This window comes from Nocardia mangyaensis, assembly GCF_001886715.1.
GTDB lineage: Bacteria > Actinomycetota > Actinomycetes > Mycobacteriales > Mycobacteriaceae > Nocardia > Nocardia mangyaensis.
The window spans coordinates 3,858,901-3,884,145 of the sequence record NZ_CP018082.1; the positions used below are offsets into that span (position 1 = coordinate 3,858,901).

Genomic DNA, 25,245 nt, shown 5'->3' on the forward strand with positions numbered 1-25,245 from the left:
TAGGCGCAGAAGGGTCAGCAGGTGATGATCTCAACATTTGCATGAACACCGATTTGACCGCCATTGGTCCTGCATCCACTATATCCGCTGACAGGCCGAAACGGAAGGGGTTATCGCCGGTCAGGAACACAACCTTCGCCTGATTCGGACCCGATAAAACAGACTAGTCTGGTCGACAATTCCGACCATGGAACTCGGTGACGGGTGGTCGGCTCCCCCGGTCCGCCGTACGCGTCGACAGCCTGAATCACATCAGCAGGCCGATACTGAGTAGACGACTACCTGCGCCTCCCCTTCCGTCCACCAGCGGCGCGCCACTGCTCACAAGTGACCTTTTAGTTCGCCCCACCTGTCCCGTCCACGATCAGCACCGCACCACGCGGGAACCGGGTGCGGGGCCGTAGCGCCAACGCTGGTCCGAGGTCCTCGATCACCGGGGCGGCGGCTGATTTCGAGACGCCGAACACGGCCGCGATTTGCCGCATTGTGAGTTTGTTCGCCAGTAGGCGGCCACCAGCAGCACCCGGTCTCCGAAGCACAAGCCCCCGGTCGGCCGCGCGGGCGGTCAGCGCCCTCGCGGCCGCAACTGTGTGATCAGGCGAGCGAACGTGGCTGGCCGCAGCCCGGAGAACAACTCCACCATCACCGGGTCAGCTGCTGAGATCACCACCGGTGAGCGGTACCTGTTTCTGCTCAACGACTTACGAGACATCCCTTGGTGCAGGTCGGCTCGGTGGCAACACTTGCACGGCGGGCGGGGCACCGGCGGGCAAAAGATACGTCGCGATCATGCGGACAGGCCGGTCGCCCAGGTTGCGGCCGTCATGGATCCATTCCGGATCCCCAGGTTCGACCAAGGCCTCACCGGCACGATACTTGCGCGACCCACCATCCGGTCGACATTGCGTCACCTCGCCTTCGAGGACGATCACGATGACCGGTCCGGGGTGGTAGTGCCATCCGGTGCCCTCGCCCGGCATGATGGTGACGTCACGCACCAGCACCTCCATCTCACCGAACGCGGCTATGGCAAGTCCTTCCGCGCTGTATCCGAAGGCAAGTTCGGTTGCATGGAAGCCTGATTCGGGACTCTTCTCGATCACGGCGCAGTCTCCGGCGCATCGGAGGATCCGGCCAGGACGCGGACGCGGCCATGCACCGCCCATGGCACCTCGTCCGCATCGACGCGGGCGTCTATGACGTAAGGCACCGACAGTGCGAACGCCTCATCGAGAGCTCGACCAAGTTGATCGAGGCTGGTGACGACCCTCGCTGTGGCGCCTAGCGCAGTAGCGACAGCCGCCACATCCAGCGGGCAGCGGTACATCGACCCGGTGATCGACAATCCTATGAGCTGTTGAACGTTGGCGACCATGGCGTTGCCGCCATTGTTGAGTACCACCCATATGACGGCGGCCCCGATTTCAACGGCAGTGTGGATCTCCATGGCGGTCATAGCGAATGCCGCATCGCCGACGAGCGCCAAGACCGACCGCGTCGGGGTGGCCAGCTTGCCACCGATCGCGGCCGGGACGCTGTATCCCATCGATGCCAGGTTGAGAGAGCAATGCACCCGCCGATCGGGTCCGGACCGGTAGCCCGGTCCGGCGAATCCGAAGCAGTTACCGTTGTCTACGAACAGATCGGTGACGTCTGGGCAGCGTTCGCTCAGTTGCGCGACCACTGCAGAAGCCTTCAGCAGCCCAGAGGTCCCCTGCCATTGCCTCGCAGTCGATGGCACGTGCCCCTGCGGCCACAGTGAATCCCGAACATGGTTCTTGGGCAGCTGCGACAGTAGCTCTTGCAGCGTGGTTCGCGCGTCGGACCAGATCGGGAATTGGATCGGGAAGTTTCTGCCCAATTGCACAGGGTCGGAGTCGATTTGGATCACGACGCGATCGCGTACGAGGCGCGGATCCCATCCGTAGGTCGAGAATTCGCCCATGCTGCTGCCGACCACGAGCAAGAGGTCGATGCCGTCACCCAGCAGGAGTTCGTGAGCGCGAACGCATCCTCCGGCCGTACCGAACACGCCCAACGCCGCCGGATGATCTTCCGGAAAGACACTCTTGCCTTTGAATGTCGTCGCCACTGGCGCCGAGAGCTGGTCGGCCAGGGCAACCAACTCGGGGCCGCAGCCGCTGAGCTTCGCGCCCTGACCCGCCAGCACGGCAGGGTGGCGAGCGTCGCCCAGGGCAGCAACGGCTCGGGCGAGGGCGATACTCGCGGGCCGCGGGGGCAGGACCGGCTGGACCGGAGGGGCGGTCGGTGCGGCCGTCCGTTCCCGCAGGACATCGGCGGTCACGCTGAGGTGAACGGCGCCGGGCACCGGCGCGGTAGCCGATCGAATGGCCAATTGCAGCAGATGCGGCAACTGGTCGATGGTGGTGACCGCCGTCGACAGCTTTGTCGCGGAGCGGAATACCGCGACCGTGTCGATGCATGCGCCAGCGCCGCTCGAATCCTGGACAGGGCCGCGACCGAATGAGTTCGTGGCCACCTGTCCGGACAACACCAGCACTGGCACATGGTCGCTATCGGCGCTGCCGGTAGCGGTCACAGCGTGGGTGGCACCGGGGCCGGAGGTCACCACCGCCACGCCCAACCGCCCGCCGGCCTGGGCATAGCCCTCAGCCATGAAGACCGCGCCCTCCTCATGCTTGGCCAGCACCAGACGAATTCGTGGGCTGGAGTCCAATGCCTCGAACAACGGCAGGATCGGCCCTCCGGGCAATCCGAACACCACCTCGACCCCGGCCTGTTCCAACATCTCGACGATCAGAGCACTCCCTGTGCGGGGAGCGGATCCCGGTCGGCATCCACTCGTCGAATAGGGTGTCGTGACAAAGTCCATCGTATTGCTCCGATCCCGCACCCGCGGACGTCAATGTCGGCGCTTTTCAAGCGTTGAGTTCTCGGAAGGGCACTGCGGCGACTTCCCTCGAGCCCGAGGACTGGACGAGAGCATCAACACAGCCCAGATAGGCGAGTGACGGAAGCCATGTTGTCCCGCCCAGAAGTAGCTCGGGGGTTCACGCCGCGGCCGGTTGTGCGACAGAGGCATCGTCGTGGACCTCAGTCAAACTTTCCGGTGCCGTTGTGCGTTCCGACGGTAAACCCCGCAGCTCTCATCAAGACCAAACCTTCAGCATCAGCGCTGACGCCGGTCCGGGACCAATGAACAGCCGGCATGGGTGCCCAACGCCCGACCCGTTTCGCGCGCCAAACCGCTCTGTGATCCCGCGCCAAACCGCCTGAGACCCTATCCTGGATGGGACAGGGTGAACCACCCCGAGCTTGGTGCCCACCTTCTTTCTTCGGAAGGATGGGCAGATCATGCCCGCGAAGTACGACGAAGCGACCTAGGCCAAGGCTGTCCGGCTGGTCGTCGATCACCGTGACGACTACGACAGCGAGTGGGCCGCGATGAAAGCGGTCTCCGCGAGGTTAGGGATGACCGCGGAGACCCTGCGCAAGTGGGTCCGCCCCGTTCATAAGCCAGCGAGGATACGGACGCAGCTACAAGCGGTTGCTGGACATTAGCTGCGGTTCGAAATTCCCCACAAGGCCACGTCGCTTCGCCGCAAGGTCCGCCCGAAGGAGAGACGCGAATCCGCTGGTAGACCACTTCCTGTAGACGGTGTCAGCCCGTTCCGCTTGTGACCGTTTGAGGGTGACGAGCCGGTATCCGGGGTGATCTCCGGTGACGGCAGAGGCCCCGCGTCGGATGTCTCCGATGCGGGGCCTCGAACGAAAGAGCTGCTAACAGCTACTTTTCAAGGACTCGACAGCACTACTTCTGCGCGGCCTTGAACTCGCGGCGGCGCCGGTGCAGGATCGGCTCGGTGTAGCCGTTGGGCTGCTTGGTGCCTTCCAGAACCAGTTCCTTGGCGGCCTGGAACGCGATGCTGGCATCGAAGTTCGGGGCCATCGGGGTGTAGGTCTTGTCGCCGGCGTTCTGGCGGTCGACGACCGGGGCCATCCGCTCGAGGCTGGCGATCACGTCGGCCTCGGAGACGATGCCGTGGCGCAGCCAGTTGGCGACCAGTTGGCTCGAGATGCGCAGGGTGGCACGGTCTTCCATCAGGCCGATGTCGTTGATGTCGGGCACCTTCGAGCAGCCGACACCGTGATCGATCCAGCGGACCACGTAGCCCAGGATGCCCTGGGAGTTGTTGTCCAGTTCCTGACGCTTCTCCTCGTCGGTCCAGTCGGTGGACTGGGCCAGGGGGATCTCCAGGATCTGGTCGACGGTGGCGCGCGGACCACCCTTGGCGATCTCGGACTGCCGCTTGAACACGTCCACCTGGTGGTAGTGGGTGGCGTGCAGGGTGGCGGCGGTCGGCGAGGGCACCCATGCGGTGTTGGCGCCGGCCTTGGGGTGGCCGATCTTCTGCTCGAGCATGCCTGCCATCAGGTCGGGCATGGCCCACATGCCCTTGCCGATCTGGGCCTTGCCGGGCAGACCCTTGGCCAGGCCGGTGTCGACGTTCCAGTCCTCGTAGGAGGTGATCCAGGTCTGGGTCTTCATCTCGGCCTTGCGGACCATCGGCCCGGCCTCCATGGAGGTGTGGATCTCGTCGCCGGTGCGGTCGAGGAAGCCGGTGTTGATGAACACCACGCGGTCCTTGGCGGCCTCGATGGAGGCGGCGAGGTTGACCGTGGTGCGACGCTCCTCGTCCATGATGCCGACCTTGAGCGTGTTGCGGGTCAGGCCGAGGACGTCCTCGATCCGGCCGAACAGCTCGTTGGTGAACGCCGCCTCGTCGGGGCCGTGCATCTTCGGCTTCACGATGTAGACCGAGCCGGTGCGGGTGTTGGCCAGCTTCGCGGTGCCGTTGAGCGAGTGCACGGCGATCAGCGAGGTGATCAGGCCGTCGAGGATGCCCTCGGGGACCTCGTTGCCCTCGGCGTCGATGATCGCGTCGGAGGTCATCAGGTGGCCCACGTTGCGCACGAACAGCAGCGAGCGGCCGTGCAGCACCAGCTCGGAACCGTCGAGCGCGGTGTAGACGCGGTCGGGGTTCATGGTGCGGGTGAAGGTCTTGCCGCCCTTGGTGACCTCTTCGGCCAGGTCGCCCTTGTTCAGGCCGAGCCAGTTGCGGTAACAGACGACCTTGTCCTCGGCGTCGACCGCGGCGACCGAGTCCTCGAAGTCCATGATCGTGGTGAGCGCGGACTCGAGCACGATGTCCTTGACGCCCGCGGTGTCGGTGGAACCGATCGGCGAGGAGGGATCGATCTGGATCTCGATGTGCAGGCCGTTGTGCTTCAGCAGCACCGAGGTCGGGTTCGCCGGGTCGCCCAGGTAGCCGACGAGCTGCGACGGGTCGGCCAGGCCGATGTCGGTGCCGTCTTCCAGGCCGACCTCGAGCTCGCCGTCGACGATCTTGTAGTACGACGAACCGATGTGGCTGCCGGTGATCAGGGTGACGGCATCGTCGAGGAAGTTGCGGCCCCACTCGATGACCTTGTCGCCGCGCACGCGGTTGTAGCCGCTACCCTTCTCGGCGCCGTTGGCCTCGGAGATGGCGTCGGTGCCGTAGAGCGCGTCGTAGAGCGACCCCCAGCGCGCGTTGGCGGCGTTGATCGCGAAGCGCGCGTTCATCACCGGCACCACGAGCTGCGGCCCCGCGGTGGTGGCGATCTCGGCGTCGACGTTGCCGGTGCCGATCTGGAACGGCGCGGGCTCGGGACGCAGGTAACCGATCTCGGCCAGGAACTGCTTGTAGGTGGCCTTGTCGTAACCGGCGCCCGGGCTCTCCTGGTGCCAGGCGTCGAGCTTGCCCTGGATCTCGTCGCGTTCGGCCAGCAGGGCGCGGTTGCGCGGGGCGAGGTCGTTGACGACCTGCTCGGCGCCGGCCCAGAACGCGGCGGAATCCACGCCGGTACCGGGGAGCGCCTCGTTCTCGATGAAATCGTGGAGAACGCTCGCCACCTGGAGCCCGCCGACCTGAATCCGCTCTGTCATCTACTGCCTCACTTTGGTGGAAACCGGGTGGGATAAGTCGATGTCATGTTACCCGTGGGTAGATGCGACATCTCGTGTGGGTTGGAACGCCAACGGCGGCCGGTCCATTCCGCCACGCCGAGACGCCGGGTCGACGAGGTGGGCGCGGCGGATCACCCCTTGATTGTAGGCCCGCGGGCAATTAATGTACTGACCGGAACATTAAGTGGCGGCGAGCCGGACTCGCCCGGTCGAGCGGAGGCACGGTGAGCGTCACCCAACCCACCGATCCGGTCGCTCCGGTGCGTCGCCGCGGCCGCCCGCCCGGCACCGATCGCGGCGCGGCGCAGACCAGTGCGCGCATCCGCGCCGCCGCGATCGCACTGTTCGCCGACCAGGGTTTCCACGCCACCGGTGTCGCCGAGATCGGCGCGAAGGCCGACGTGCAGCGCGGCGCGCTCTACTACCACATCGGTTCCAAGCAGGAGCTGCTGTGGGAGATCCTGCGCGACTACACCCGCCTGCTGCTCGACGACGCCGAACGCATCGTCGCGGCCGACGCCGACCCGATTCGGACCTTGCGCGAGCTGATCCGCAGTCACGTGGAGTTGATCGTCGCGCACCGGCGCACGGTGGCGGTACACCTGCGCGACGCCGACGCGCTCACCGCCGAGCGGGCCACCGACCTGCAGCGGTTGCGCGACCGCATCCAGCGGCTCTGGCAGGACGCCATCGACGCCGGGTACACCGCCGGGCTGTTGCGCAGCGCCGATCACGTCGTCACCAACGGGCTGCTCGGCATGCTCAATTCCCTCAGCTTCTGGTATCGCGAACGCGGCGCGCACTCGCCGGCCGAGATCGCCGAGATCCTCACCGAAACCGTCCTGTCCGGGCTCATCGCGCCGGGCGACAACACGAAAGGCTGACCATGGCGTGGGATTTCGAGACCGATCCGGAGTACCAGCTCGAGCTCGACTGGGTCGCGGAGTTCGTCCGCACCGAAGTCGAGCCCCTGGATCTGCTCTACCCCAACCCCTACGACCGGGCCGATCCCGAGATCCGCACACTGATGCGACCGCTGCAGCAGCAGGTCAAGGACAGGGGCCTGTGGGCCTGCCACCTCGGCCCGGAACTGGGTGGTCCCGGCTACGGCCAGCTGAAACTCGCACTGCTCAACGAGGTGCTCGGGACCTCGATGTGGGCGCCGCTGGTGTTCGGTTGCCAGGCACCGGACTCCGGCAACGCCGAGATCCTGGCCCACTTCGGCACCGAGGAGCAGAAGGCGAAATATCTACGCCCACTGCTCGACGGCGAGATCGGCTCCTGTTACGCGATGACCGAGCCCACCGGTGGCTCCGATCCGACCGCCTTCCAGACGACCGCGGTGCGTGACGGCGACGAGTGGGTCATCAACGGCGAGAAGTGGTTCAACTCCGCCGCCGAGTTCGCCACCTTCCACATCGTGATGGTGGTGACCGATCCGGAGGCCGCACCGCATCAGCGGCTGTCGATGTTCATCGTGCCCGCCGACGCGCCCGGCCTCGAGCTGGTCCGCAACTTCACCGTGCCAGGATTCAGCGAGCACGAGGGTCATCTGCGGTTCACCGATGTCCGCGTGCCCGCCGATCACCTGCTCGGCGCGCAGGGCGCCGGTTTCATCGTCGCCCAGACCCGGCTCGGCGGTGGCCGCGTGCACCACGCGATGCGCACGGTGGCCCTGGTCGGCAAGGCGTTCGACATGATGTGCGAGCGCGCGGTGTCGCGTCCGGCCCGCAAGGGGGTGCTCGGCGGTTTCCAGATGACCCAGGAACGCATCGCCGACAGCTGGATCCAGATGGAGCAGTTCCGGCTACTGGTGTTGCGCACCGCGTGGCGCATCGATCGGGCACAGGACTACCGCGCGGTGCGCAAGGACATCGCCGCGATCAAGGTCGCGATGCCGACGGTGATGAACGACATCGCCCGGCGCGCGTTGCATCTGCACGGCGCGATGGGCGTCAGCGACGACCTGCCGTTCCTCGACATGACCACCTACGCCGAGGTGATGGCCATCGCCGACGGCCCGACCGAAGTGCACAAGATCACCCTCGCCAAAGAAGTGCTCGCGCAGTACACCCCTGGTGATCCGGTGTACCCCAGTGGTTTCCGGCCCGCCCTGCGTGAGCAAGCGCGTGATCTGGTCGCCCGTCGACTCGAACGCGAGGTCGGCAATCTCTGAGCCACGGGCGAGTTCACCGGTCCGGTGCGGCGGGCCGGTGAGCCGGAGATCCCGGACCTGGGACTGACCAGGAACTACCCTTCGTCGCATGGGTGGTGTCAACAGTTCCGGCCGGGGCGACACCGAGGATGGTGCGGCGGATTCGGTGCAGCCGTCGCATCCCGAGGCGAGCCGCGGCTCGGTCAACCGGCCGGTGTTCCTGATCGCGGCGACGATCGTGCTCGCCTTCGCGATCTGGGCGCTGGCCGCACCGGGTAGCGCCGAGACCGTCGTGGTCGAGGTGAAGACCTTCATCGTCACCTGGTTCGGTTGGTGGTATTTCCTCCTCGCCACCGCCATCGTCGGGCTGGTGGTGTTTCTGGGCGCGAGCAAATACGGGCGCTATCGGCTCGGCCCGGAACAGTCCCGCCCCGAGTACAGCCTGTTCTCCTGGACGGCCATGCTGTTCGCGGCGGGCATCGGCATCGACCTGATGTTCTTCTCGGTCGCCGAGCCCGTCTACAACTACCTCAACCCGCCCGTCGGCCCGGCCGAGACCAATGCCGCCGCCCGCGAGGCGGTCACCTGGACGATCTTCCACTACGGCATCACCGGCTGGGCGATGTATGCCCTGATGGGCGGGGCGCTGGCCTACTTCGCCTTCCGGCACAATCTGCCGCTCACCATCCGGGCCGCGCTCTACCCGATCTTCGGCAAACGCGTGCACGGACGGTGGGGCGACGCCATCGATGTGGCCGCGGTGCTGGGCACCATCTTCGGTATCGCGACCTCGCTCGGCATCGGCATCGTGCAGCTCAACTACGGCCTGCACGAGATGTTCGGCGTCTCGCAGGGCAAGGCCGCCCAGATCGGGCTGATCGTGCTGTCGGTGATCATCGCGACCATCTCGGCGACCACGGGTGTCGATCGCGGCATCCGCCGGCTGTCCGAACTCAATGTCATTCTCTCGATCGCGCTGCTGGTCTACATCCTGGTGACCGGCAAGGCCGACTTCCTGCTCAACGGGCTCACCCAGAACGTCGGCGACTACATCTCCACCTTCTTCGACCGCACCCTCGACACCTTCGCCTGGGACCGCAATCCGGAGACAGCCAACGAGCCCAGCGCGTGGCTCGACGGCTGGACCCTGTTCTTCTGGGCGTGGTGGGTGGCGTGGGCGCCGTTCGTCGGGCTGTTCCTGGCGCGCATCTCCCGTGGGCGCACTTTGCGCCAGTTCATCTTCGGGGTGCTCGTCGTGCCGTTCAGCTTCATTCTGCTGTGGATCTCGATCTTCGGTAACAGCGCACTCGACCTGGCCCGCACCGATGCCGGGTTCGCCGAGACGACGGCCGCGCAAGCCGAGGTCGGCTTCTACTCCTTGCTCGAGCGTTACCCGGGCGCACCGATGCTGTTGGGTATCGCGACCATCACCGGTCTGCTGTTCTATGTGACCAGCGCCGACTCCGGGGCACTGGTCATGGGCAACTTCACCTCGAAGTTGCCCGACCCGATGGCCGACTGCGCGCGCAGCACCCGCATCTTCTGGTCCATGGCGATCGGCCTGCTCACCCTGTCGATGCTGTTCGCCGGTGCCGGCGGGTCCATCACCACGCTGCAGAACGCGACCATCATCATGGGCCTGCCGTTCTCGTTCATCCTGGCGCTCATCGGGATCTCGCTGCTGCGCTCGGTGCGCAACGAGTCGTTCAAACTCGACAGCTACCGCACCTCGCTGCCCAAGGCCTTCGCCGCCGGCCGTGGACCGGCCGAATCCGGCAGCTGGCGGCGCCGACTGCTGGCGACCATCCTCTATCCGGGGCCGACGGCAAGCCGCAAGTTCATCACCAACACCGTCGTCCCGGCGATGCGCGAGGTGGCGGTCGAGTTCGAAAGCATGGGCGTGGCGGCCACCATCGACGAGTCGGGGCGCAACGAGGGCCTGCCATCGCCGCGACTGCTCGTGGACCAGGCCAACGAGCCCCGCTTCGAGTACGGCGTGTGGCCGGTGTCGGCCCCGGCGCCCACCTACGCGGTGCTCGCGCAGCGGGCCGACGACCGGTACTTCCGCTGCGAGGTCTACCTGTCCGAGGGCACCCAGGGCTATTCGCTCAACGGATACAGCCGCGAACAGGTCATCGGCGACATTCTCGACCAGTACGAACGTCATCTCGGCTATCTGCACCTGCGCCGCTCGGCGGGCGATCACCACGAGCCCGAACCCGACGGCACCGACACCGATCAGGAAGGGACTTCGACGTCATGAGCGAGACCCTCTACATCGACGGCGCGTGGCGTCCGGCGATCTCCGGCGAGACCCGCGAGATCCGCTGCCCGGCCGATGATTCCGTGGTCGGTGTGGTGGCCGAGGCCGGCCCGGCCGATACCGATGCCGCCATCGCCGCGGCCCGGCGGGCCTTCGATGGCGGCCCGTGGCGCGCGACCTCGGCCGTCGAACGCGGTGATCTGCTGCTGCGCGTGGCCGATGCCATCGATGCTCGGCGGGCGGAGTTCGTGCGCGCCGAGACCCTCGACACCGGCAAGCGGCCCTACGAATCCGAGATCGACATGTCCGATATCGCGAACTGCTTCCGGTACTTCGGCAAGCTCGCCGCCGAGGACGCGGGCCGCGTGGTCGACGCGGGCTCCCCCGATGTCGACTCGCGGATCGTCTACGAGCCGGTCGGCGTGTGCGGATTGATCACACCGTGGAACTACCCGTTGCTGCAGGCGGCCTGGAAGATCGCCCCCGCCTTGGCGGCGGGCAACACGTTCGTGCTCAAGCCCGCTGAGCTCACCCCGCACACCGCGATCCTGCTGATGTCGGTCCTCGACGACATCGGCGTGCCGCCGGGCGTGGCGAACCTGGTGCTGGGCGCGGGCGCGACCGCGGGCGCGCCGCTGTCGTCGCATCCCGATGTGGACCTGGTCTCGTTCACCGGCGGGCTGGCCACCGGCAAGGTCATCGCGCGCGAGGCCGCCGCGACGGTCAAGAAGGTGGCGCTGGAGCTGGGCGGCAAGAACCCCAATGTCATCTTCGCCGACGCGTGCGACACCGACGAGCGGCTCGCCGCGGCCGTCGACAATGCGCTCAACGCGGCGTTCCTGCATTCCGGCCAGGTGTGTTCGGCGGGTGCGCGGCTGGTGATCGAGGAGTCGGCGCACGATCGGTTCGTCGATGAGCTGGTGCGGCGGGCCGAACAGATCCGGCTCGGTCTGCCGTTCGCCGAGGGCACCGAGACCGGCCCGCTGATCTCGGCCGCGCACCGCGACAAGGTGCACGCCTATGTCGAGCGGGCTCGCGCCGAGGGCGCCGTCATTCGCACCGGGGGCGAATTCGCCCATGGCGACCAGGGTTCGGGCGATCTCGACCAGGGCTGGTTCTATCTGCCCACGGTCATCGACGGTGCCACCAGGGACATGGCGTGCGTGCACGATGAGGCGTTCGGGCCGACCGTCACCGTGGAGACGTTCCGCACCGAGGACGAGGCCGTCACCATCGGCAACGACACCGAGTACGGCCTGGCCGGTGCCGTGTGGTCCGGTGACGCCGCCCGAGCCCGGCGCATCGCTGCGCGGCTGCGCCACGGCACGGTGTGGGTCAACGACTTCGGACCGTATCTGCCGCAGGCCGAGTGGGGTGGCTTCGGACACTCCGGTGTCGGCCGCGAACTCGGACCATCCGGGTTGCACGAGTACCGCGAGGCCAAGCACGTCTACGAGAACCTCCGGCCGGGCGTCACCGGCTGGTTCGCCGACCGAGGGGAGCAGCTGTGAGCGACTACGACTACCTGATCGTCGGCGGTGGATCCGCGGGCGCGGCCGTCGCCGCCCGGCTCTCGGAGGACCCGTCGGTGCGGGTCTGTCTGCTCGAAGCGGGGCCCTCGGATGTCGACGATCCGGCCATCTTGCGGCTGGATCGCTGGATGGAGTTGCTCGAGTCGGGCTACGACTGGGACTATCCCATCGAGCCGCAGGAGAACGGCAATTCGTTCATGCGCCACGCCCGCGCCAAGGTGCTCGGCGGATGCTCCTCGCACAACAGCTGTATCGCGTTCTGGGCGCCGCGCGAGGATCTCGACGCCTGGGAACACGAGCACGGTGCCACCGGGTGGGACGCGGATTCGGTCTACCGGCTCTATCCGGCCATCGAGACCAACGACGCTCCCGGTGCGCATCACGGTCGCACCGGGCCGGTACACATCATGACCGTGCCGCCGAACGATCCGTGTGGCGTCGCGGTGCTCGATGCCTGCGAGACCGTCGGCATCCCGCGTGCGGAGTTCAACTCCGGCGAGACTGTCGTCAACGGCGCCAACTTCTTTCAGATCAACCGCCTTCCCGACGGCACCCGTTCGTCGTCGTCGGTGAGCTACCTGCATCCGAATCTGGACCGGCCGAACCTCACCGTGCGCACGGGGGCGTGGGTGAAGAAGATCGTGATCGAGAACGGGCGCGCGGTCGGTGTCGACATCACCGACAATGCTTTCGGTCGCACCACCCGCATCACGGCCGCGCGCGAGGTGATCGTGTCCGCGGGCGCCATCGATTCGCCGAAACTGCTCATGCTCTCGGGGATCGGCCCCGCGGATCACCTGCGCGAGAACGGCATCGAGGTGCTCGTCGACTCCCCCGGGGTCGGGGCGCACCTGCAGGATCACCCGGAGGGCGTCATCGGTTTCGAGACGACGCGACCGATGGTGGACACCTCCACGCAGTGGTGGGAGGCCGGGATCTTCACCCCGACCGTCGACGGCCTCGACCGGCCGGACCTGATGATGCACTACGGCAGTGTCCCGTTCGACATGCACACCCTGCGCCAGGGCTACCCCACCGCCGAGAACACCTTCTGCCTCACTCCGAATGTGACACAGGCCCGTTCACGCGGCACCGTCCGCCTGCGCTCCCGCGATTTCCGCGACAAGCCCCGGGTGGACCCCCGCTACTTCACCGATCCCGAGGGCCACGACCTGCGGGTGATGATCGCCGGGATCCGCAAGGCCCGCGAGATCGCCGCCGCCGCACCCCTTTCCGACTGGGTGAAACGCGAGCTGTACCCGGGACCCGAGGTGCAGACCGATGCCGAACTGGCCGACTACATCCGGCGCACCCACAACACGGTCTATCACCCGGTCGGGACCGTCCGGATGGGCCCGGTCGACGACCCGATGAGCCCTCTCGATCCCCAACTGCGGGTCAAGGGTGTCGACGGACTTCGGGTCGCGGATGCCTCGGTGTTTCCCGCACACACCACGGTGAACCCGAACATCACGGTCATGCTGGTCGGCGAACGCTGCGCCGAACTCGTGGCGGCGAGCCGATAACTGCCCATGCGCCGACATGTTCCGTTCCGCGGGATCACAGCGGATCCATGACCTGCGCCACGTTGTGTCACACGAGGGCGACCGACGGTGTCACCTAGTGTTCCGCGCCTGAAATCCGTTGTCTAATTGTAGGATTCGGTGGTGGCTAGGACGGGGCGGCCGAGATCGGGTCCGGATTTGGTAGTGACCGACGCTCAGCGTCGGGAGTTGGTGCGTGGTGCGCGAGCGGCGACGTCGACGCAGGCGTATGCGTTGCGGTGCCGGATCGTGCTGGCCTGCGCCGAGCCGGGCGCGTTCAACACCCACGTTGCCGCTGAGGTGGGTGTGTCGGCGATGACGGTGCGCAAGTGGCGGAACCGGTTCATCGAGTACGGATTGGCCGGTCTGGCCGATGAACCGCGGCCGGGCCGGCCGCCGTCCATCCTGCTCGATCAGGTTCAGCAGGTGGTCGAGATGACCCTCGAGCAGGTCCCGGCCGATGCCACGCACTGGTCGCGGTCGGCGATGGCCGGGCGGTCCGGGCTGTCGAAATCGACGGTCGGGCGGATCTGGCGGCGGTTCGACTTGAAACCCCACCTGGCCGATGGATTCAAGATCTCCACCGACCCGTTGTTCGTGGAGAAGGTCGTCGATGTCGTTGGCTTGTACCACAATCCGCCCGAACGAGCCGTGGTTCTCTGTGTCGACGAGAAGTCTCAGATGCAGGCTCTGGACCGGTCCCAGCCGGTCTTGCCGATGATGCCCGGCATGCCCGAGCGCCGCACCCACGACTACGCCCGTCACGGCACCACCAGCCTGTTCGCCGCGTTCAACATCGCCGACGGCACAGTGATCGGCGAACTGCACCGCCGCCACCGCGCCACCGAGTTCCGCACGTTCCTGACCAGCATCGACAAGACCGTGCCCGCCGAGTTGGACGTGCACGTGGTCTGCGACAACTACGCCACCCACAAGACCCCGATGGTCCAGCAATGGCTCGCCGCCCACCCACGATTCCACGTGCACTTCACCCCGACCGGCTCCTCCTGGCTCAACCAGGTCGAACGCTGGTTCGGGCTCCTCACCCAGCAACTACTACGCCGCAGCGTCCACAAAAGCGTCGCTGCACTCGAGAAAGACGTCCGAGACTGGGTCGACCAGTGGAACACCAACCCACGCCCATTCGTCTGGCGCAAGACCGCCGACGAGATACTCGACTCCCTCGCACGATATCTGCAACGGATTTCAGGCGCGGAACACTAGAACATGACCGAAATTGCCAACACCAAAGTTGTCGTCATCGGCGGTGGATACGCGGGCACCGTGGCCGCCAATCGTCTCCTGCAGCGCGACGACGTCGGCATCACCCTCGTCAACCCCCGCCCGCCCCGATCGGGCAGATCACGCAGTTCGCCCGCCGCGACGACACGGCGGTGCGCTTGGCCGTCGGCGGTCGCCTGGCGGCAGTTCGTCCACCAGTTCCTCGAAGGTTCGCTCCACCATTCCATCGTGCACAGCACGGCCACGATGGCCAACCGATTTTCACTGGCGAAAGACCGGCATCCCACGAATTCGGTGATTGACCGGGCGTTTGTGGGGTATAGCGCCAGACGAGGAGATGCGCCTGATGGATGATGCCGACTGGAACGAGCAGGCCCGCGGTGAGACCGAGACACAACGGCTCGATCGGAACTGGGGGTCGCTGCTGCAGGAATTACGGGTCGTCCAGACCGGCGTCCAGTTGCTGACCGGTTTTCTGATCGTGCTGCCGTTCCAGCCCCGGTTCGAGTCGATGGGCACCCCGGCTCGAGTGCTCTACCTGGTGGTGGTGACCGCCTCGATCAGCGCGACAGTGCTGCTCGTCGCCCCGGTCGCCGCGCATCGCGTGGTGTTCCGGCGACACGAACTCGCCTGGCTGGTCTCCTCGTCGTCCCGCATCGCGGTCGCCGGGATCCTCCTGCTCGGGGTGGCGTTGACCGGGGTGGCGATCCTGATCTTCGACGTCGTCGCTGGCCCGTGGGCGGCCGTGGCGGCGGGCGTGCTGTTCGGGACGCTGTTCCTGGGCGTGTGGGTGGTGTGGCCCTGGTACCAGCGCCTCCACTCCGCCCACCGCTAGCACCGTCACAGACGAGCCGGCTCCATCGCACGACTCTCGGCGTCGACAGTCGTGATCGTGGTGGGAATCTTGGGCAGGGCGCCAGGATGGTGCCTGCCCACCCAGCCCAGAAGTTCTTCGCGGACCGCACAGCGCAGATCCCACACGTCGTCGGCGTCAGCCGCCGACATCGTCGCACGGATCACGATGTTCGTCGGCGTGCTGTCGGTGACGAGCAGATTCCAGTTCCGGCCGTCCCATTCCGGACGGTCGCGCAGGAAGTCGTGCAGATGGTCGCGCAGCGCGGAGACCGGCGTGCTGTGGTCGAGGTGCAGCAGGACCGTGCCGGTCACCTGTGAACCGCCCCGCGACCAGTTCTCGTAGGGCTTGCTGTTGAAGTAGGAGACCGGCATGGTCAGCCGGCGGTCGTCCCAGATCCGGACCGTGAGAAAGGCCAGGGTGATCTCCTCGACCGTCCCCCACTCCCCTTCCACGACCACGGTGTCACCGATTTTCACCGAATCGCCGAAGGCGATCTGCAGCCCCGCCACCAGATTGCTCAAGGTCGACTGGGCGGCGACACCGGCGATGATGCCGATCACCCCCGCGGACGCCAGCATCGAGGTCCCCAGAGTGCGCAGCGTCGGGAACAGCAGCAGGATGGCCACCGCCGCGGTCGTGAACACCAGCACCGAGGTGACGATGCGCCGCACCAGCCCCAGCTGCGTGCGCAGCTGCCGCACCCGCGCGACCTCGCTGGTGCGGTCGGCATAACGGCGCAGCAGGTTCTCCGCCACCGCGTCGGCCGCCCGAATGGCCAGCCACGCCGCGGCCATCACCGCGGCCGTGGCCAGAACATTGCGGATGACCGCGTCGTGGCGCAGCTCCAGCTGCGCCAGCGGATAGGTGGCGTGCAGGGCTACCGCACCGAGCATCACCTGCAGCGGCAACTGCACCCGGCGCAGCAGCGTCGGCAGGTGGGACCCCGGCCGCCGTCGCGCGCTGTAGCGCAGCAGCCGATCGACCACCAGTCCCACCGACACCGTGACCGCCACCGTGCCGAGCACGACGATCAACGGCCGCACCAGTTCCTCCACGAGATCGAGCTCCTCTCGCCATCTCCGATTTCTGTGGGCCACCTACCGTTTCGACGAGCGACCACCTCAGCGAGCTACATACCCCCTTTCCGCGACAACCGACATGACAGTCCTGTGGCGACGGCGCAGGAGGCTTGGTCGTTCTAGGATGCGGTGGTGGGACTGCACTTCGACACGCGGGAGTCGGATTCGCCATGGGTCGAGTCCGTGTGGACGTGTCGCAGCGACGAGGTCTCGACGATGACCTCGGTCGCGACCGAGACGTGGGGCCTGGTGTTCTGGGAACAGCAGGGTCGGACACTCGCGGCGATCACCGGGCCGGAGACGCGCACCGGGACCGCACCGGTGCCCGAGGATGCGGACTTCGTCGGAATCCAGTTCGCCGTCGGCACTTCGCTGCGGGCGATGGCGACGCCGTCATTGGTCGACGGTGGGGTCGTGCTGCCGGATGTGACCGACCGGACGTTCTGGCTCGACGGCGCTCACCGGGAGATCCCGCGCCCCGACGATGCCGAGTCGCTGGTCCACCGACTGGTCAGGGAGGGGGTTGTGGTCGGTGATCCGCTGGTCGCGGCCACGCTGCGCGGTTCGCCGCCGACGGTGGCGGAGCGGACGCTCGAGCGGCGGTTCCGCGCGGCCACGGGACTCACCCACGGCGCGGTGCGCCAGATCGGGCGCGCTCGCACCGCCGCGCTCCTGCTGACAGCGGGCGCGATGCCGGGCGAGGTGGTCGACAAGCTCGGATACTACGACGAGCCTCACCTCGCCCGCGCGCTGCGCCGTTACGTGGGGCGGACCGCCGGACAGCTGCGGGCCGGGGACGGCGGGGCGATCGCGCTCGATCCCGCTCAGTCGACGACGTCGTAGACGAGCTTGGCCACGCCGTTGGAATAGGTCGCCGACTCGCGCAGCCGCAGCGACCGCTTGTCACGGTCGGACCGGTCGAACAAGCCCTTGCCCGCCCCGAGCAGGACCGGGAACACCAGCAGGTTGTACCGGTCGATCAGGTCCGCCGCTGCCAGGTTCCTGGCCAGTTCGGCGCTGCCGTGCACGAAGATGGCGCCGCCCTCGGTCTGCTTCAGCTTCGCGACGTCGTCGGCCGAGCGCAGAATCGTGGTCTCGCCCCAGCCGTCGAGGAGCGCGTCGGCGGCCAGGGTGGTGGACACGACGTACTTCGGCAGGTCCTTGTAGGCGGCGTGATCCTCGGAATCCCGCCAGATCGGCGCGAACGCCTCGTAGCTGCGGCGCCCGAACAGCAGGGCCGTGGTGTCGGCGAGTTCCTCACCTTTGAGCGCGAAGGCCTCGGGCACGAACTCGGTGTCCATCACCCAACCGCCGCTGCGGTGTCCCTCCACGGTGCCGCCGGGTGAGTCGACGACGCCGTCCAGCGACATGAATCCGGTGTAGACGAGTTCGCGGGCCATCAGTTCCTCCTGAGTACGAGCATCCACTGTTGCTCGTCAGCTTAGAAACCTGCGCCGACACTGTCTTGGACGAAACCGACACGCCCCGCCGCAACCCCTTCCCCTTTCACTGTATACACGATTCCGGGCGCTCATGAGGCGCCGATCCGTGGTCCATAATCGCTGGCGATATACCCAAAACACCAGGTGAGGAGTATCGGATGGCGTATGTGCTCAACTTCGGGGATGTTGATCGGACACAGGTCGCGATCGTGGGCGGCAAGGGCGCGAACCTCGGTGAGCTGTCGCGCGTCGACGGTCTCGAGGTGCCGGACGGCTTCTGCGTGACGACCGACGCCTACGCGCGGACGCTGGCCGGCGCCCCGTCGATCGACGACCGGCTCGACGAACTCGCTCGCCTCGAGCCGGACGATCGATCAGCGATCGCCGAGCTGAGCGCGCAGATCCGGCGCACGGTCGAAGAACTCGCCATGCCCGACGACGTGGTGGCCGAGATCATCGACGCGCACACCCGACTCGGTGTCGACGGCGCCTACGCCGTGCGATCCAGCGCCACGGCCGAGGATCTACCCACCGCGTCCTTCGCGGGTCAGCAGGACACCTTTCTCAACGTCGCCGGCTCCGCGGCGATCCTCGAGCACGTCCGTCGATGTTGGGGCTCGCTGTTCACCGAGCGCGCGGTCACCTACCGTCTGCGACATGGGTTCGGCCACCGGGCGATTCGGATGGCGGTGGTCGTGCAGCGGATGGTGTTCCCGCGCGCCGCGGGCATCCTGGTCACCGCCGACCCCGTCACCTCCGACCGAACGGTGGTGTCCATCGACGCGGGCTTCGGCCTCGGCGAGGCCCTCGTTTCCGGCCTCGTGAACGCCGATGTGTACCAGGTGCGCGACGGCGTGATCACCAGTTCGTCGATCGCCACCAAGAAGCTCGCCATCGAGCCGGCGCCGACCGGCGGAACGCGGGTGTGCGAGATCGCCGGGGACCGCCGCGAGCAGCCGGTACTGACCGCGGCCGAGGTGCTCCGGCTGGCCCGAGCGGGCCGCCGCATCGAGGCACATTTCCGCAGCCCGCAGGACATCGAATGGTGCCTCGACGGCGACGACATCCACATCGTGCAGAGCAGGCCGATCACCACGCTGTTCCCGATTCCGGTCGCCGCCGACGAGCAGAACCGCGTGTACGTGTCGGTCGGCCATCAGCAGATGATGACCGACGCGATGAAACCGCTGGGTATCTCGCTGTGGCAGTTGACGAGTAGCGCGCCCATGCGGGACGCGGGCGGGCGCCTGTTCGTCGACGTCACCCCGGCGCTGTCCTCGCCGACGACCAGCGCCGGGCTCATCGATGCGCTGGGCAGATCCGATCCGCTCATCGGGGACGCGCTGCAGACCGTCATCGACCGCGGCGACTTCGTTCGCCCAGTGCCGCAGGCGGAGTCCGCTGACACACCGACCGCGCGGCAGGGGGGCGCACCCGCGCCGATCGAGACCGATCCCGGCATCGTCACCGAGCTCATCGCCGACAGCGAGGCCTCCCTCGCGGCCTTGAAACGAGACATCCGCGCCCAATCCGGACCGGCCCTGATCGATTTCCTGCGCGCCGACATCCAGGAGCTGCGCCGGGTCCTGTTCGCGCCACGGAGTCTGCGGGTGATCACGGCCGGAATGGATGCCGCGCAGTGGCTCAACACGCAGCTGTGGGAATGGTTGGGTGAGCGCAACGCCGCCGACGCGCTCACCCAGTCGGTGCCGGGAAACGTGACCTCGGAGATGGGTCTGGCACTGCTGGACGTCGCCGACGCCCTCCGCCCGCACCCAGCGGTGGTGGCCGCTCTGCGGCAGGTCGAGCAGTCGGGGACGACAGGGTCCGATTTCCTGGGCGAGCTGACCGCATACCCAGGAGGCGACGAGGCACGGGCCGCGATCGAGGACTTTCTCGACACCTACGGCATGCGCTGTGTCGGCGAAATCGACATCACCCGGCCACGCTGGAGCGAAAGCCCCGCCACCCTCGTGCCGATGATCCTGGGCAATATCGAGAACTTCGAGCCCGGCGCCGGGAGGCAGCGATTCGCGGACGGCCTCCGCGGTGCCGAGGAAGCCGGACGTCAACTCCTGCAACGGCTACGCGCCCTGCCGGACGGGGAACGCAAGGCCGAGGAGACCGCCGCGATGATCGACCGGGTCCGGACGTTCTCGGGGTATCGGGAGTATCCGAAGTACGCCATGGTGAGCCGCTATTTCGTCTACAAGCAGGCCCTGTCTGCCGAGGCCGCGCGGCTGGTCGAGGCCGGGGTCCTGCGCGATCCCGAGGACATCTTCTACCTCCGGTTCGACGAACTCGACGAGGTCGTCCGCACACAACGGGCGGACGCGCAGCTCATCGACGAGCGCGAGGAAGCGTTCCGCACGTACCGAACGATGTCCGCGCCGCGGGTGCTCACCTCCGACGGGGAGGCCGTCACCGGCGCGTATCGACGCGAGGACCTGCCCGCGGGTGCGTTGCCCGGGATGGCCGTGTCGGCCGGGATCATCGAGGGGCGCGCTCGCGTGGTCGCCGATATCGCGAAAGCCGATCTCGCGGCGGGCGACATCCTGGTCACCGCCTACACCGATCCGAGCTGGACCCCGCTCTTCGTCGCGATCGCGGGATTGGTGACCGAGGTCGGCGGTCTGATGACACACGGCGCGGTCATCGCTCGCGAATACGGTCTGCCCGCCGTCGTGGGTGTCGAGCACGCCACCGACCTGATCCGCGACGGGCAGCGTATCCGGGTCAACGGCACGGACGGATACGTTGAAATCCTCGCGCAGCCCGACGACTAGGGCATTGCTCAGGACAGCAGCGGCAGGACGATGATCGTCGCGTCGGGGACGGGCGCGCCTTCGGTCAGGAACCGGAACACCACAAGTTCCGGGCCGAGGGTGGCACCGGGGAGTCGGCGACGTCGGCGCGGATCTCCCCCGCGGCGGCCGCCGCGCTCAGCATCGTCCGCAGTTCGGCGGCCCGCGGGTCGAAAATCGACTCGTGTAAAGCCACCATCAGCGCGGGACGACGATGGGTCTCGCTGAGAACGGCGCGCAGAATGCTGCCGAACGAACCGGCGAGGCCGGCCCGTCGGAGCCCTGTTCGGCGGCCACCACGGTCTCGCGCATCGCCGCGGAGAGAACGAAGATGCCCAGATACAGCTGGCCGAGCGTGAGGACGAACCTCAGGCCCACCCACCAGTAGTGCAGGTAGCCCCATGCGGTGACCGCCGCCAGGATCAGTCCGGTGAAGGCGGAGGTGTTGGCCGAGTACACCAGCACGGTCTGGTCGAGCAGTTCGGCGGTGGCCGCGGCTGCTGTTTTGCGATCCCCCGCCGGGGAGAACGCGCTGACCAGCAGCAACACCGTCTCTCAATGGTGGAATACTCGAGGCCGCACGCACATCAGGGCAATCCCTGATTCCGGCCACCGGCTCGTCTCGTGGGCGTGCGGGACAACGCCGACTCCGATGGTCATGGTTTGGCACCGTAGGTGCCCGCGCGGCGCCCGGAGAACACGCAATCGGCCAGCGACAGTCCACTGACATAGGAGTTCGAGCAGACACCGACCGCCGCGCGGCCCGCCGCGAAGAGACCGGGGACCACCCCACCGGCCTCGGCGCGGACAGCGCCGGTGTCCTCGTCCACCAGCAGGCCGCCGAGGGTGAGCATCGGCATCGGGTAGGTGAGCCTGGCCGAGAACGAGATGTCGAGCAGGGCGAAAGGCCCCGTGCGAAGCGGGCGACGGATGTCGTCGGGCTTGCCCTGCGGATCCGGGGTGCCGTGCTCGATGGCCTGGTTGTGCGCGTCGAGGGTGGCGCGCAGAGCGACCGGGTCGATACCGGCACGGGTGGCGACCTCCTCGACAGTCCGGCCGGCGACGCGACCGAACCGCAGCAGTCGCTCGGTCTGCATGCGCTGGAACCACACCGACTGCGTGCCGATCTGCCGGCGGGCCTCGGCTTCCACTGTCGCGTCCACGAGCAGCCAGGCCCGGTGGCCGGGGCTGGCGGCGATCGCCGCGCCCAGCGCCGCGCCGTAGCGGGATTCGTCGATCAGGCGCTCACCGCGCACATTCACGGCGATCGACCCGAACAGCGCACTGGGCGGTGCGATGAAACGCCAGGTCGACATCGCGTCCATCTTGCCGCTGGCCGCGCCGATGTCGCGCGCCATGGTGATGCCGCTGCCGTCGTCGCCCGCGGTGCCCAGCGGCAGCCCCTGCGACCACGGGTACGCGGGGGCGTGCCGGGCGACCATCTGCTGATTGGCGATGAACCCGCCCGTGGTGAGCACCACCCCGGACTTCGCTCGAATCCGCACCGTCACACCGTGTGTGCGTTCGATGCGGTCGAGCAGCAGCTGCATCGCCCGCCGTAGGCCCGGGTGGTAAACACCCGGTTTCGCGGAGATGCGGGCGAGCGCGGCGAACCGGCGGCGAACCGCGGCGGACGCGTGCGCGATCGAGACGGCCTCGATGCCGGTCACCCACCCGTCCTCGACCACGAGACGCTCTGCCCTGGTGCCGGTTCGGACACGGACACCGTGTTCGGCCGCGGACGCGGCCAGCGGCCCGAACAGCGCCTTGCCGGACACGCCAGGACCGTGTGTGCGATGACCGCGCTGGCGCGGCCGCGCGAGATCCCGGTACCCGCCGGAGTTCTCACTGCCGGAGTGATAGAGGTAGTAGTCGTCGGTCGGATAGGACGTCTTGTAGGGGCACACCGACGGCTCGAACGGCACACCGTGCGCGCACAGCCAGTCGATCATCGCCGGGGATTCCTCGCAGAATCGGCGCAGCGTCTGCTCGCTCACCGCGTCGCCGACCTCCGCGCGCAGGTAGGCGAGCATGTTCTCGGCGTCGTCGTCGATGCCCGCCGCGCGCTGCACCGCGGTCCCACCGCCCGCGTACACGATGCCGCCGGACAGTGCCGTCGCGCCGCCGCCGAGATAGCGGTCGATGGCGAGGACGTCGGCACCGGTTTCGCGCGCCGCCAGCGCCGCGGCCACCCCCGCGCCGCCGTACCCGACCACCACGACATCGGCTGAACTGTCCCAGGCCCGCACTCTGACCACCTTCCGGGCGGATGTACCACCGGCATCGTCGCCGATCGCCCGACTATAACGTGTTCTAGAAATAGCCGCGATCGGCGTGCTGGTGGGCCCCGAGGAGGTTCGGCCGGGTCATCGTCATCCGGTCAACCGAGCAGTTGCGCCTTGGCGGCGGCGAACTCGGCGTCCGAGAGCGCGCCCGAGCTGTGCAGCTGACTCAGCGTCGCCAGTTTGGACACCATGTCCTCCGGTTCGGGCGAGGCCGGTGGCGCCGACGGCATCGGCGCCTGCGCGGCATAAGTGGGTGCGGCGGGCTGTTGCGCGTAGGCCTGCTCCTGCTCGGCGTAGGCCTGCTGCTCGGCGCCCCGGCGACGAGCGCGATTGTTGACCGCATTGGAAGTCGCGGTCGCGGTTCCCGCAACGACCGCGGTCCGCGCGACGGTACCCAGCAGGCCCGGCCGCCCGATGCGGCCTCTGCGCAGTGGCATGATCTGCTCCTTTGCCTAGGTGGTCGACGCGGCGGCCACCGCGGCGTCTACTGCGTCGCGCGGCACCTGGACGTGCAGTGCTACTTCCCCGTCGGCGACTCGGACGGCGTCGGCGAGTTGCTTGGCCCAGGTCTCCTCGAAGGCCAGGACCACCGCAGTGGAGTTCGGCTCCATCGACGCCCGCACGATGTCGAGGTCGGCGTCGGCGACCAGATCGAGGTCCGCGGCGGTCAGCCCGGACACGCCCAGCTCCTCGATGTCGTCGTCGACTTCGAATTCGGCGATGGTGCCGGATTCGTCCATGGACAGCACGATCAGATCCAGCACGGTCACCGTGCCGCGCTCGACGATCTCCGCCAGTGCCCGGGTGACCGCGGTGTCGACGCGCGTGCCGGGAAAGGTCAGCACGATCAGCTCGACGGGTCCCAGTGCCGATGATGTCCGCATGCCCCGAGTGTCCACGCCGGACGCCGGGCCCGCGTCACCCGAATCGGGTGAGATCCGTGGATCACCGCCCCGTCGCGGCCTCGTACCGGGCGGTCCCCGGTGCACACGGATTCGACAGCGACGACATCGTCGCCAGATCGCAGATGCCGCTGGTCAGGATCTGGAACGGGGCAACGCCGAGTAGCACGGCGAGGCCGATGATGTCGGCGTGCCCGGCGAACACCCCGCCCGAGTGGGTCGCCGCCGATCCGGCGCCGAGGGCTGACGAGCCGGTGTCGGCCGTGGCGGTCGACGCGGTGCCGACGAAACATGCCACCGCCACCGAGGCGGCGAGGAGATGGCCGGTGATACGCACTGTCACATCCTCATTCTCTAGAATGAATAGCAACTTAGCAGAGCGCTGACGGCATGCACGTGCTTTCCGGACATGCATGGCCTTGCGGCCCGGCCCCCGCTGGGCAGGATACTTTCGCTCTTTTAGAGCTGAAGAATGGCGAGAATTTGGGACTTTCGCCGTCCGCATCCGTCATGCGAGATTGACGCAGCCGGCGGATCGAAGCAGCCTACGTAGGCCGAAATAACAAGTCACATCTTCTAGATCGGCACGTGCTCCGCACGGTCGCCTCGGCTGCGCGGCGGCGCTACCGTGCCGGTATGGACATCGAACCGCTGTCGATCGGCAGGATCGGTGAGGTCATCGATCTGGTGAGTACCGGGGCGCCGTACCTGACTGCGCGGACCTGGTCGGACTACTGGGCGTATGCGACGTTGTTCTCCTCGACCTGCCCGCTGGCCGTCGACGGTGCTCGGGTGGTGGGTTCGGTGGTCGCGTTTCGCAGTCAGGACCAACCCGGTGACATCTATGTGCAGGATGTCGTCACCGATCCCGGGCACCGACGTCAGGGCATCACCCGGGCACTGCTCGATACCGTGGCCGGGCGGGGGCGCGAGTGGGGGTGCCGGCGGCTGTATCTGACGTCGGAACCGGGTAATCGGACCGCGCACGCGGCCTGGACGGCGCTCGGGTTCACCAATGTGGTCGGCGATCGATCCTTCGGGGACATCTCGGCGGTCACCGATTACAAGGGACCCGGTCGCACACGAGCCGTCTACGAGCTCTCGCTGTCCTGAACACCCCACCATCGCCGTCCGAACCCGGCGCCGGGA

The 25,245-nt window shown here is 67.4% G+C and carries 21 protein-coding genes and 2 pseudogenes; 11 read left to right on the top strand and 12 right to left on the bottom strand.

Annotated features, from left to right (window positions below; all coding sequences use genetic code 11):
- Positions 1-350: 350 nt before the first annotated feature.
- From BOX37_RS36165 to BOX37_RS17365, 4 genes and pseudogenes are all read right to left on the bottom strand, one after another.
- A pseudogene (locus BOX37_RS36165) lies at positions 351-712 on the bottom strand (helix-turn-helix domain-containing protein); the annotation flags it as partial.
- Entirely contained in the window at positions 702-1,103 is a 402-nt protein-coding gene (locus BOX37_RS17355) for a cupin domain-containing protein (protein ID WP_167659956.1), read from the bottom strand. The pseudogene BOX37_RS36165 and the gene BOX37_RS17355, both read right to left, overlap by 11 nt.
- Positions 1,100-2,854 (bottom strand): thiamine pyrophosphate-binding protein, encoded by a 1,755-nt coding sequence (locus BOX37_RS17360; protein WP_084759769.1) that lies wholly within the window; start codon positions 2,852-2,854, stop codon positions 1,100-1,102. Before BOX37_RS17360 ends, BOX37_RS17355 begins: the two co-directional genes overlap by 4 nt.
- Before the next feature lie 939 nt (positions 2,855-3,793).
- A complete protein-coding gene (locus tag BOX37_RS17365; RefSeq protein ID WP_071928574.1) occupies positions 3,794-5,971 on the bottom strand; it encodes a malate synthase G in 2,178 nt (725 codons plus the stop codon).
- A gap of 245 nt (positions 5,972-6,216) precedes the next feature.
- Between BOX37_RS17365 and BOX37_RS17370 the strand changes: the two genes are divergently transcribed.
- The 8 genes and pseudogenes from BOX37_RS17370 to BOX37_RS17405 all read left to right on the top strand — a co-directional run bounded on the left by BOX37_RS17370 (position 6,217) and on the right by BOX37_RS17405 (position 15,563).
- A complete protein-coding gene (locus tag BOX37_RS17370) occupies positions 6,217-6,876 on the top strand; it encodes a TetR/AcrR family transcriptional regulator (protein ID WP_084759771.1) in 660 nt (219 codons plus the stop codon).
- A gap of 2 nt (positions 6,877-6,878) precedes the next feature.
- Complete coding sequence (locus BOX37_RS17375; protein WP_071928575.1) at positions 6,879-8,168, top strand: acyl-CoA dehydrogenase family protein; 1,290 nt, start codon at positions 6,879-6,881, stop codon at positions 8,166-8,168.
- Between the two features lie 88 nt (positions 8,169-8,256).
- Complete coding sequence (gene betT / locus BOX37_RS17380; protein ID WP_084759773.1) at positions 8,257-10,410, top strand: choline BCCT transporter BetT; 2,154 nt, start codon at positions 8,257-8,259, stop codon at positions 10,408-10,410.
- Positions 10,407-11,921 carry an aldehyde dehydrogenase family protein gene (locus tag BOX37_RS17385; protein WP_071928576.1) on the top strand — a complete coding sequence of 505 codons (1,515 nt, stop codon included), beginning with the start codon at positions 10,407-10,409 and terminating at the stop codon, positions 11,919-11,921. Before betT ends, BOX37_RS17385 begins: the two co-directional genes overlap by 4 nt.
- Positions 11,918-13,468 carry a GMC family oxidoreductase gene (locus BOX37_RS17390; protein ID WP_071928577.1) on the top strand — a complete coding sequence of 517 codons (1,551 nt, stop codon included), beginning with the start codon at positions 11,918-11,920 and terminating at the stop codon, positions 13,466-13,468. Before BOX37_RS17385 ends, BOX37_RS17390 begins: the two co-directional genes overlap by 4 nt.
- Before the next feature lie 141 nt (positions 13,469-13,609).
- Positions 13,610-14,710, top strand: a complete 1,101-nt coding sequence (locus BOX37_RS17395) for an IS630 family transposase (protein ID WP_071927096.1) — start codon at positions 13,610-13,612, stop codon at positions 14,708-14,710.
- Positions 14,711-14,713: 3 nt separating this feature from the next.
- Positions 14,714-14,833, top strand: a pseudogene (locus BOX37_RS34075) (FAD-dependent oxidoreductase); the annotation flags it as partial.
- 241 nt (positions 14,834-15,074) lie between these two features.
- Positions 15,075-15,563: a DUF6328 family protein gene (locus tag BOX37_RS17405; protein ID WP_071931600.1), complete on the top strand. Its 489-nt coding sequence runs from the start codon at positions 15,075-15,077 to the stop codon at positions 15,561-15,563.
- Between the two features lie 5 nt (positions 15,564-15,568).
- Here BOX37_RS17405 and BOX37_RS17410 read toward each other — a convergent pair whose 3' ends face one another.
- Positions 15,569-16,639, bottom strand: a complete 1,071-nt coding sequence (locus BOX37_RS17410; RefSeq protein ID WP_071928579.1) for a mechanosensitive ion channel family protein — start codon at positions 16,637-16,639, stop codon at positions 15,569-15,571.
- A 240-nt stretch (positions 16,640-16,879) separates the two neighbouring features.
- Here BOX37_RS17410 and BOX37_RS17415 point away from each other — a divergent pair, with 240 nt between their 5' ends.
- The gene (locus BOX37_RS17415; RefSeq protein ID WP_206045671.1) at positions 16,880-17,506 is read left to right on the top strand and encodes a helix-turn-helix domain-containing protein; all 627 of its coding nucleotides are present in this window, start codon (positions 16,880-16,882) and stop codon (positions 17,504-17,506) included.
- Here the strand turns inward: BOX37_RS17415 and BOX37_RS17420 are convergent.
- Positions 17,488-18,063 carry a dihydrofolate reductase family protein gene (locus tag BOX37_RS17420; protein WP_071928580.1) on the bottom strand — a complete coding sequence of 192 codons (576 nt, stop codon included), beginning with the start codon at positions 18,061-18,063 and terminating at the stop codon, positions 17,488-17,490. The two genes, BOX37_RS17415 and BOX37_RS17420, sit on opposite strands and share 19 nt — an antisense overlap.
- Before the next feature lie 200 nt (positions 18,064-18,263).
- Here BOX37_RS17420 and rph point away from each other — a divergent pair, with 200 nt between their 5' ends.
- Positions 18,264-20,891 (top strand): rifamycin-inactivating phosphotransferase, encoded by a 2,628-nt coding sequence (rph, locus tag BOX37_RS17425; RefSeq protein ID WP_071928581.1) that lies wholly within the window; start codon positions 18,264-18,266, stop codon positions 20,889-20,891.
- Positions 20,892-20,955: 64 nt separating this feature from the next.
- On the opposite strand, the gene BOX37_RS36170 is transcribed toward rph, so the two are convergent.
- From BOX37_RS36170 to BOX37_RS17450, 6 genes are all read right to left on the bottom strand, one after another.
- Positions 20,956-21,153, bottom strand: a complete 198-nt coding sequence (locus BOX37_RS36170) for a TetR/AcrR family transcriptional regulator C-terminal ligand-binding domain-containing protein (protein ID WP_420811628.1) — start codon at positions 21,151-21,153, stop codon at positions 20,956-20,958.
- Positions 21,108-21,458, bottom strand: a complete 351-nt coding sequence (locus BOX37_RS35375; protein WP_240504910.1) for a hypothetical protein — start codon at positions 21,456-21,458, stop codon at positions 21,108-21,110. Before BOX37_RS35375 ends, BOX37_RS36170 begins: the two co-directional genes overlap by 46 nt.
- Before the next feature lie 107 nt (positions 21,459-21,565).
- Entirely contained in the window at positions 21,566-23,158 is a 1,593-nt protein-coding gene (locus BOX37_RS17435) for an FAD-binding protein (RefSeq protein ID WP_071928583.1), read from the bottom strand.
- Between the two features lie 131 nt (positions 23,159-23,289).
- The gene (locus tag BOX37_RS17440) at positions 23,290-23,631 is read right to left on the bottom strand and encodes an SHOCT domain-containing protein (protein WP_071928584.1); all 342 of its coding nucleotides are present in this window, start codon (positions 23,629-23,631) and stop codon (positions 23,290-23,292) included.
- Between the two features lie 15 nt (positions 23,632-23,646).
- Positions 23,647-24,078, bottom strand: coding sequence for a DUF6325 family protein (locus tag BOX37_RS17445; protein WP_071928585.1), 432 nt, complete (start codon positions 24,076-24,078; stop codon positions 23,647-23,649).
- Positions 24,079-24,139: 61 nt separating this feature from the next.
- The gene (locus BOX37_RS17450; protein ID WP_156910439.1) at positions 24,140-24,439 is read right to left on the bottom strand and encodes a hypothetical protein; all 300 of its coding nucleotides are present in this window, start codon (positions 24,437-24,439) and stop codon (positions 24,140-24,142) included.
- Between the two features lie 293 nt (positions 24,440-24,732).
- Here BOX37_RS17450 and BOX37_RS17455 point away from each other — a divergent pair, with 293 nt between their 5' ends.
- A complete protein-coding gene (locus tag BOX37_RS17455) occupies positions 24,733-25,209 on the top strand; it encodes a GNAT family N-acetyltransferase (protein WP_071931602.1) in 477 nt (158 codons plus the stop codon).
- The last annotated feature ends 36 nt before the right edge of the window (positions 25,210-25,245 follow it).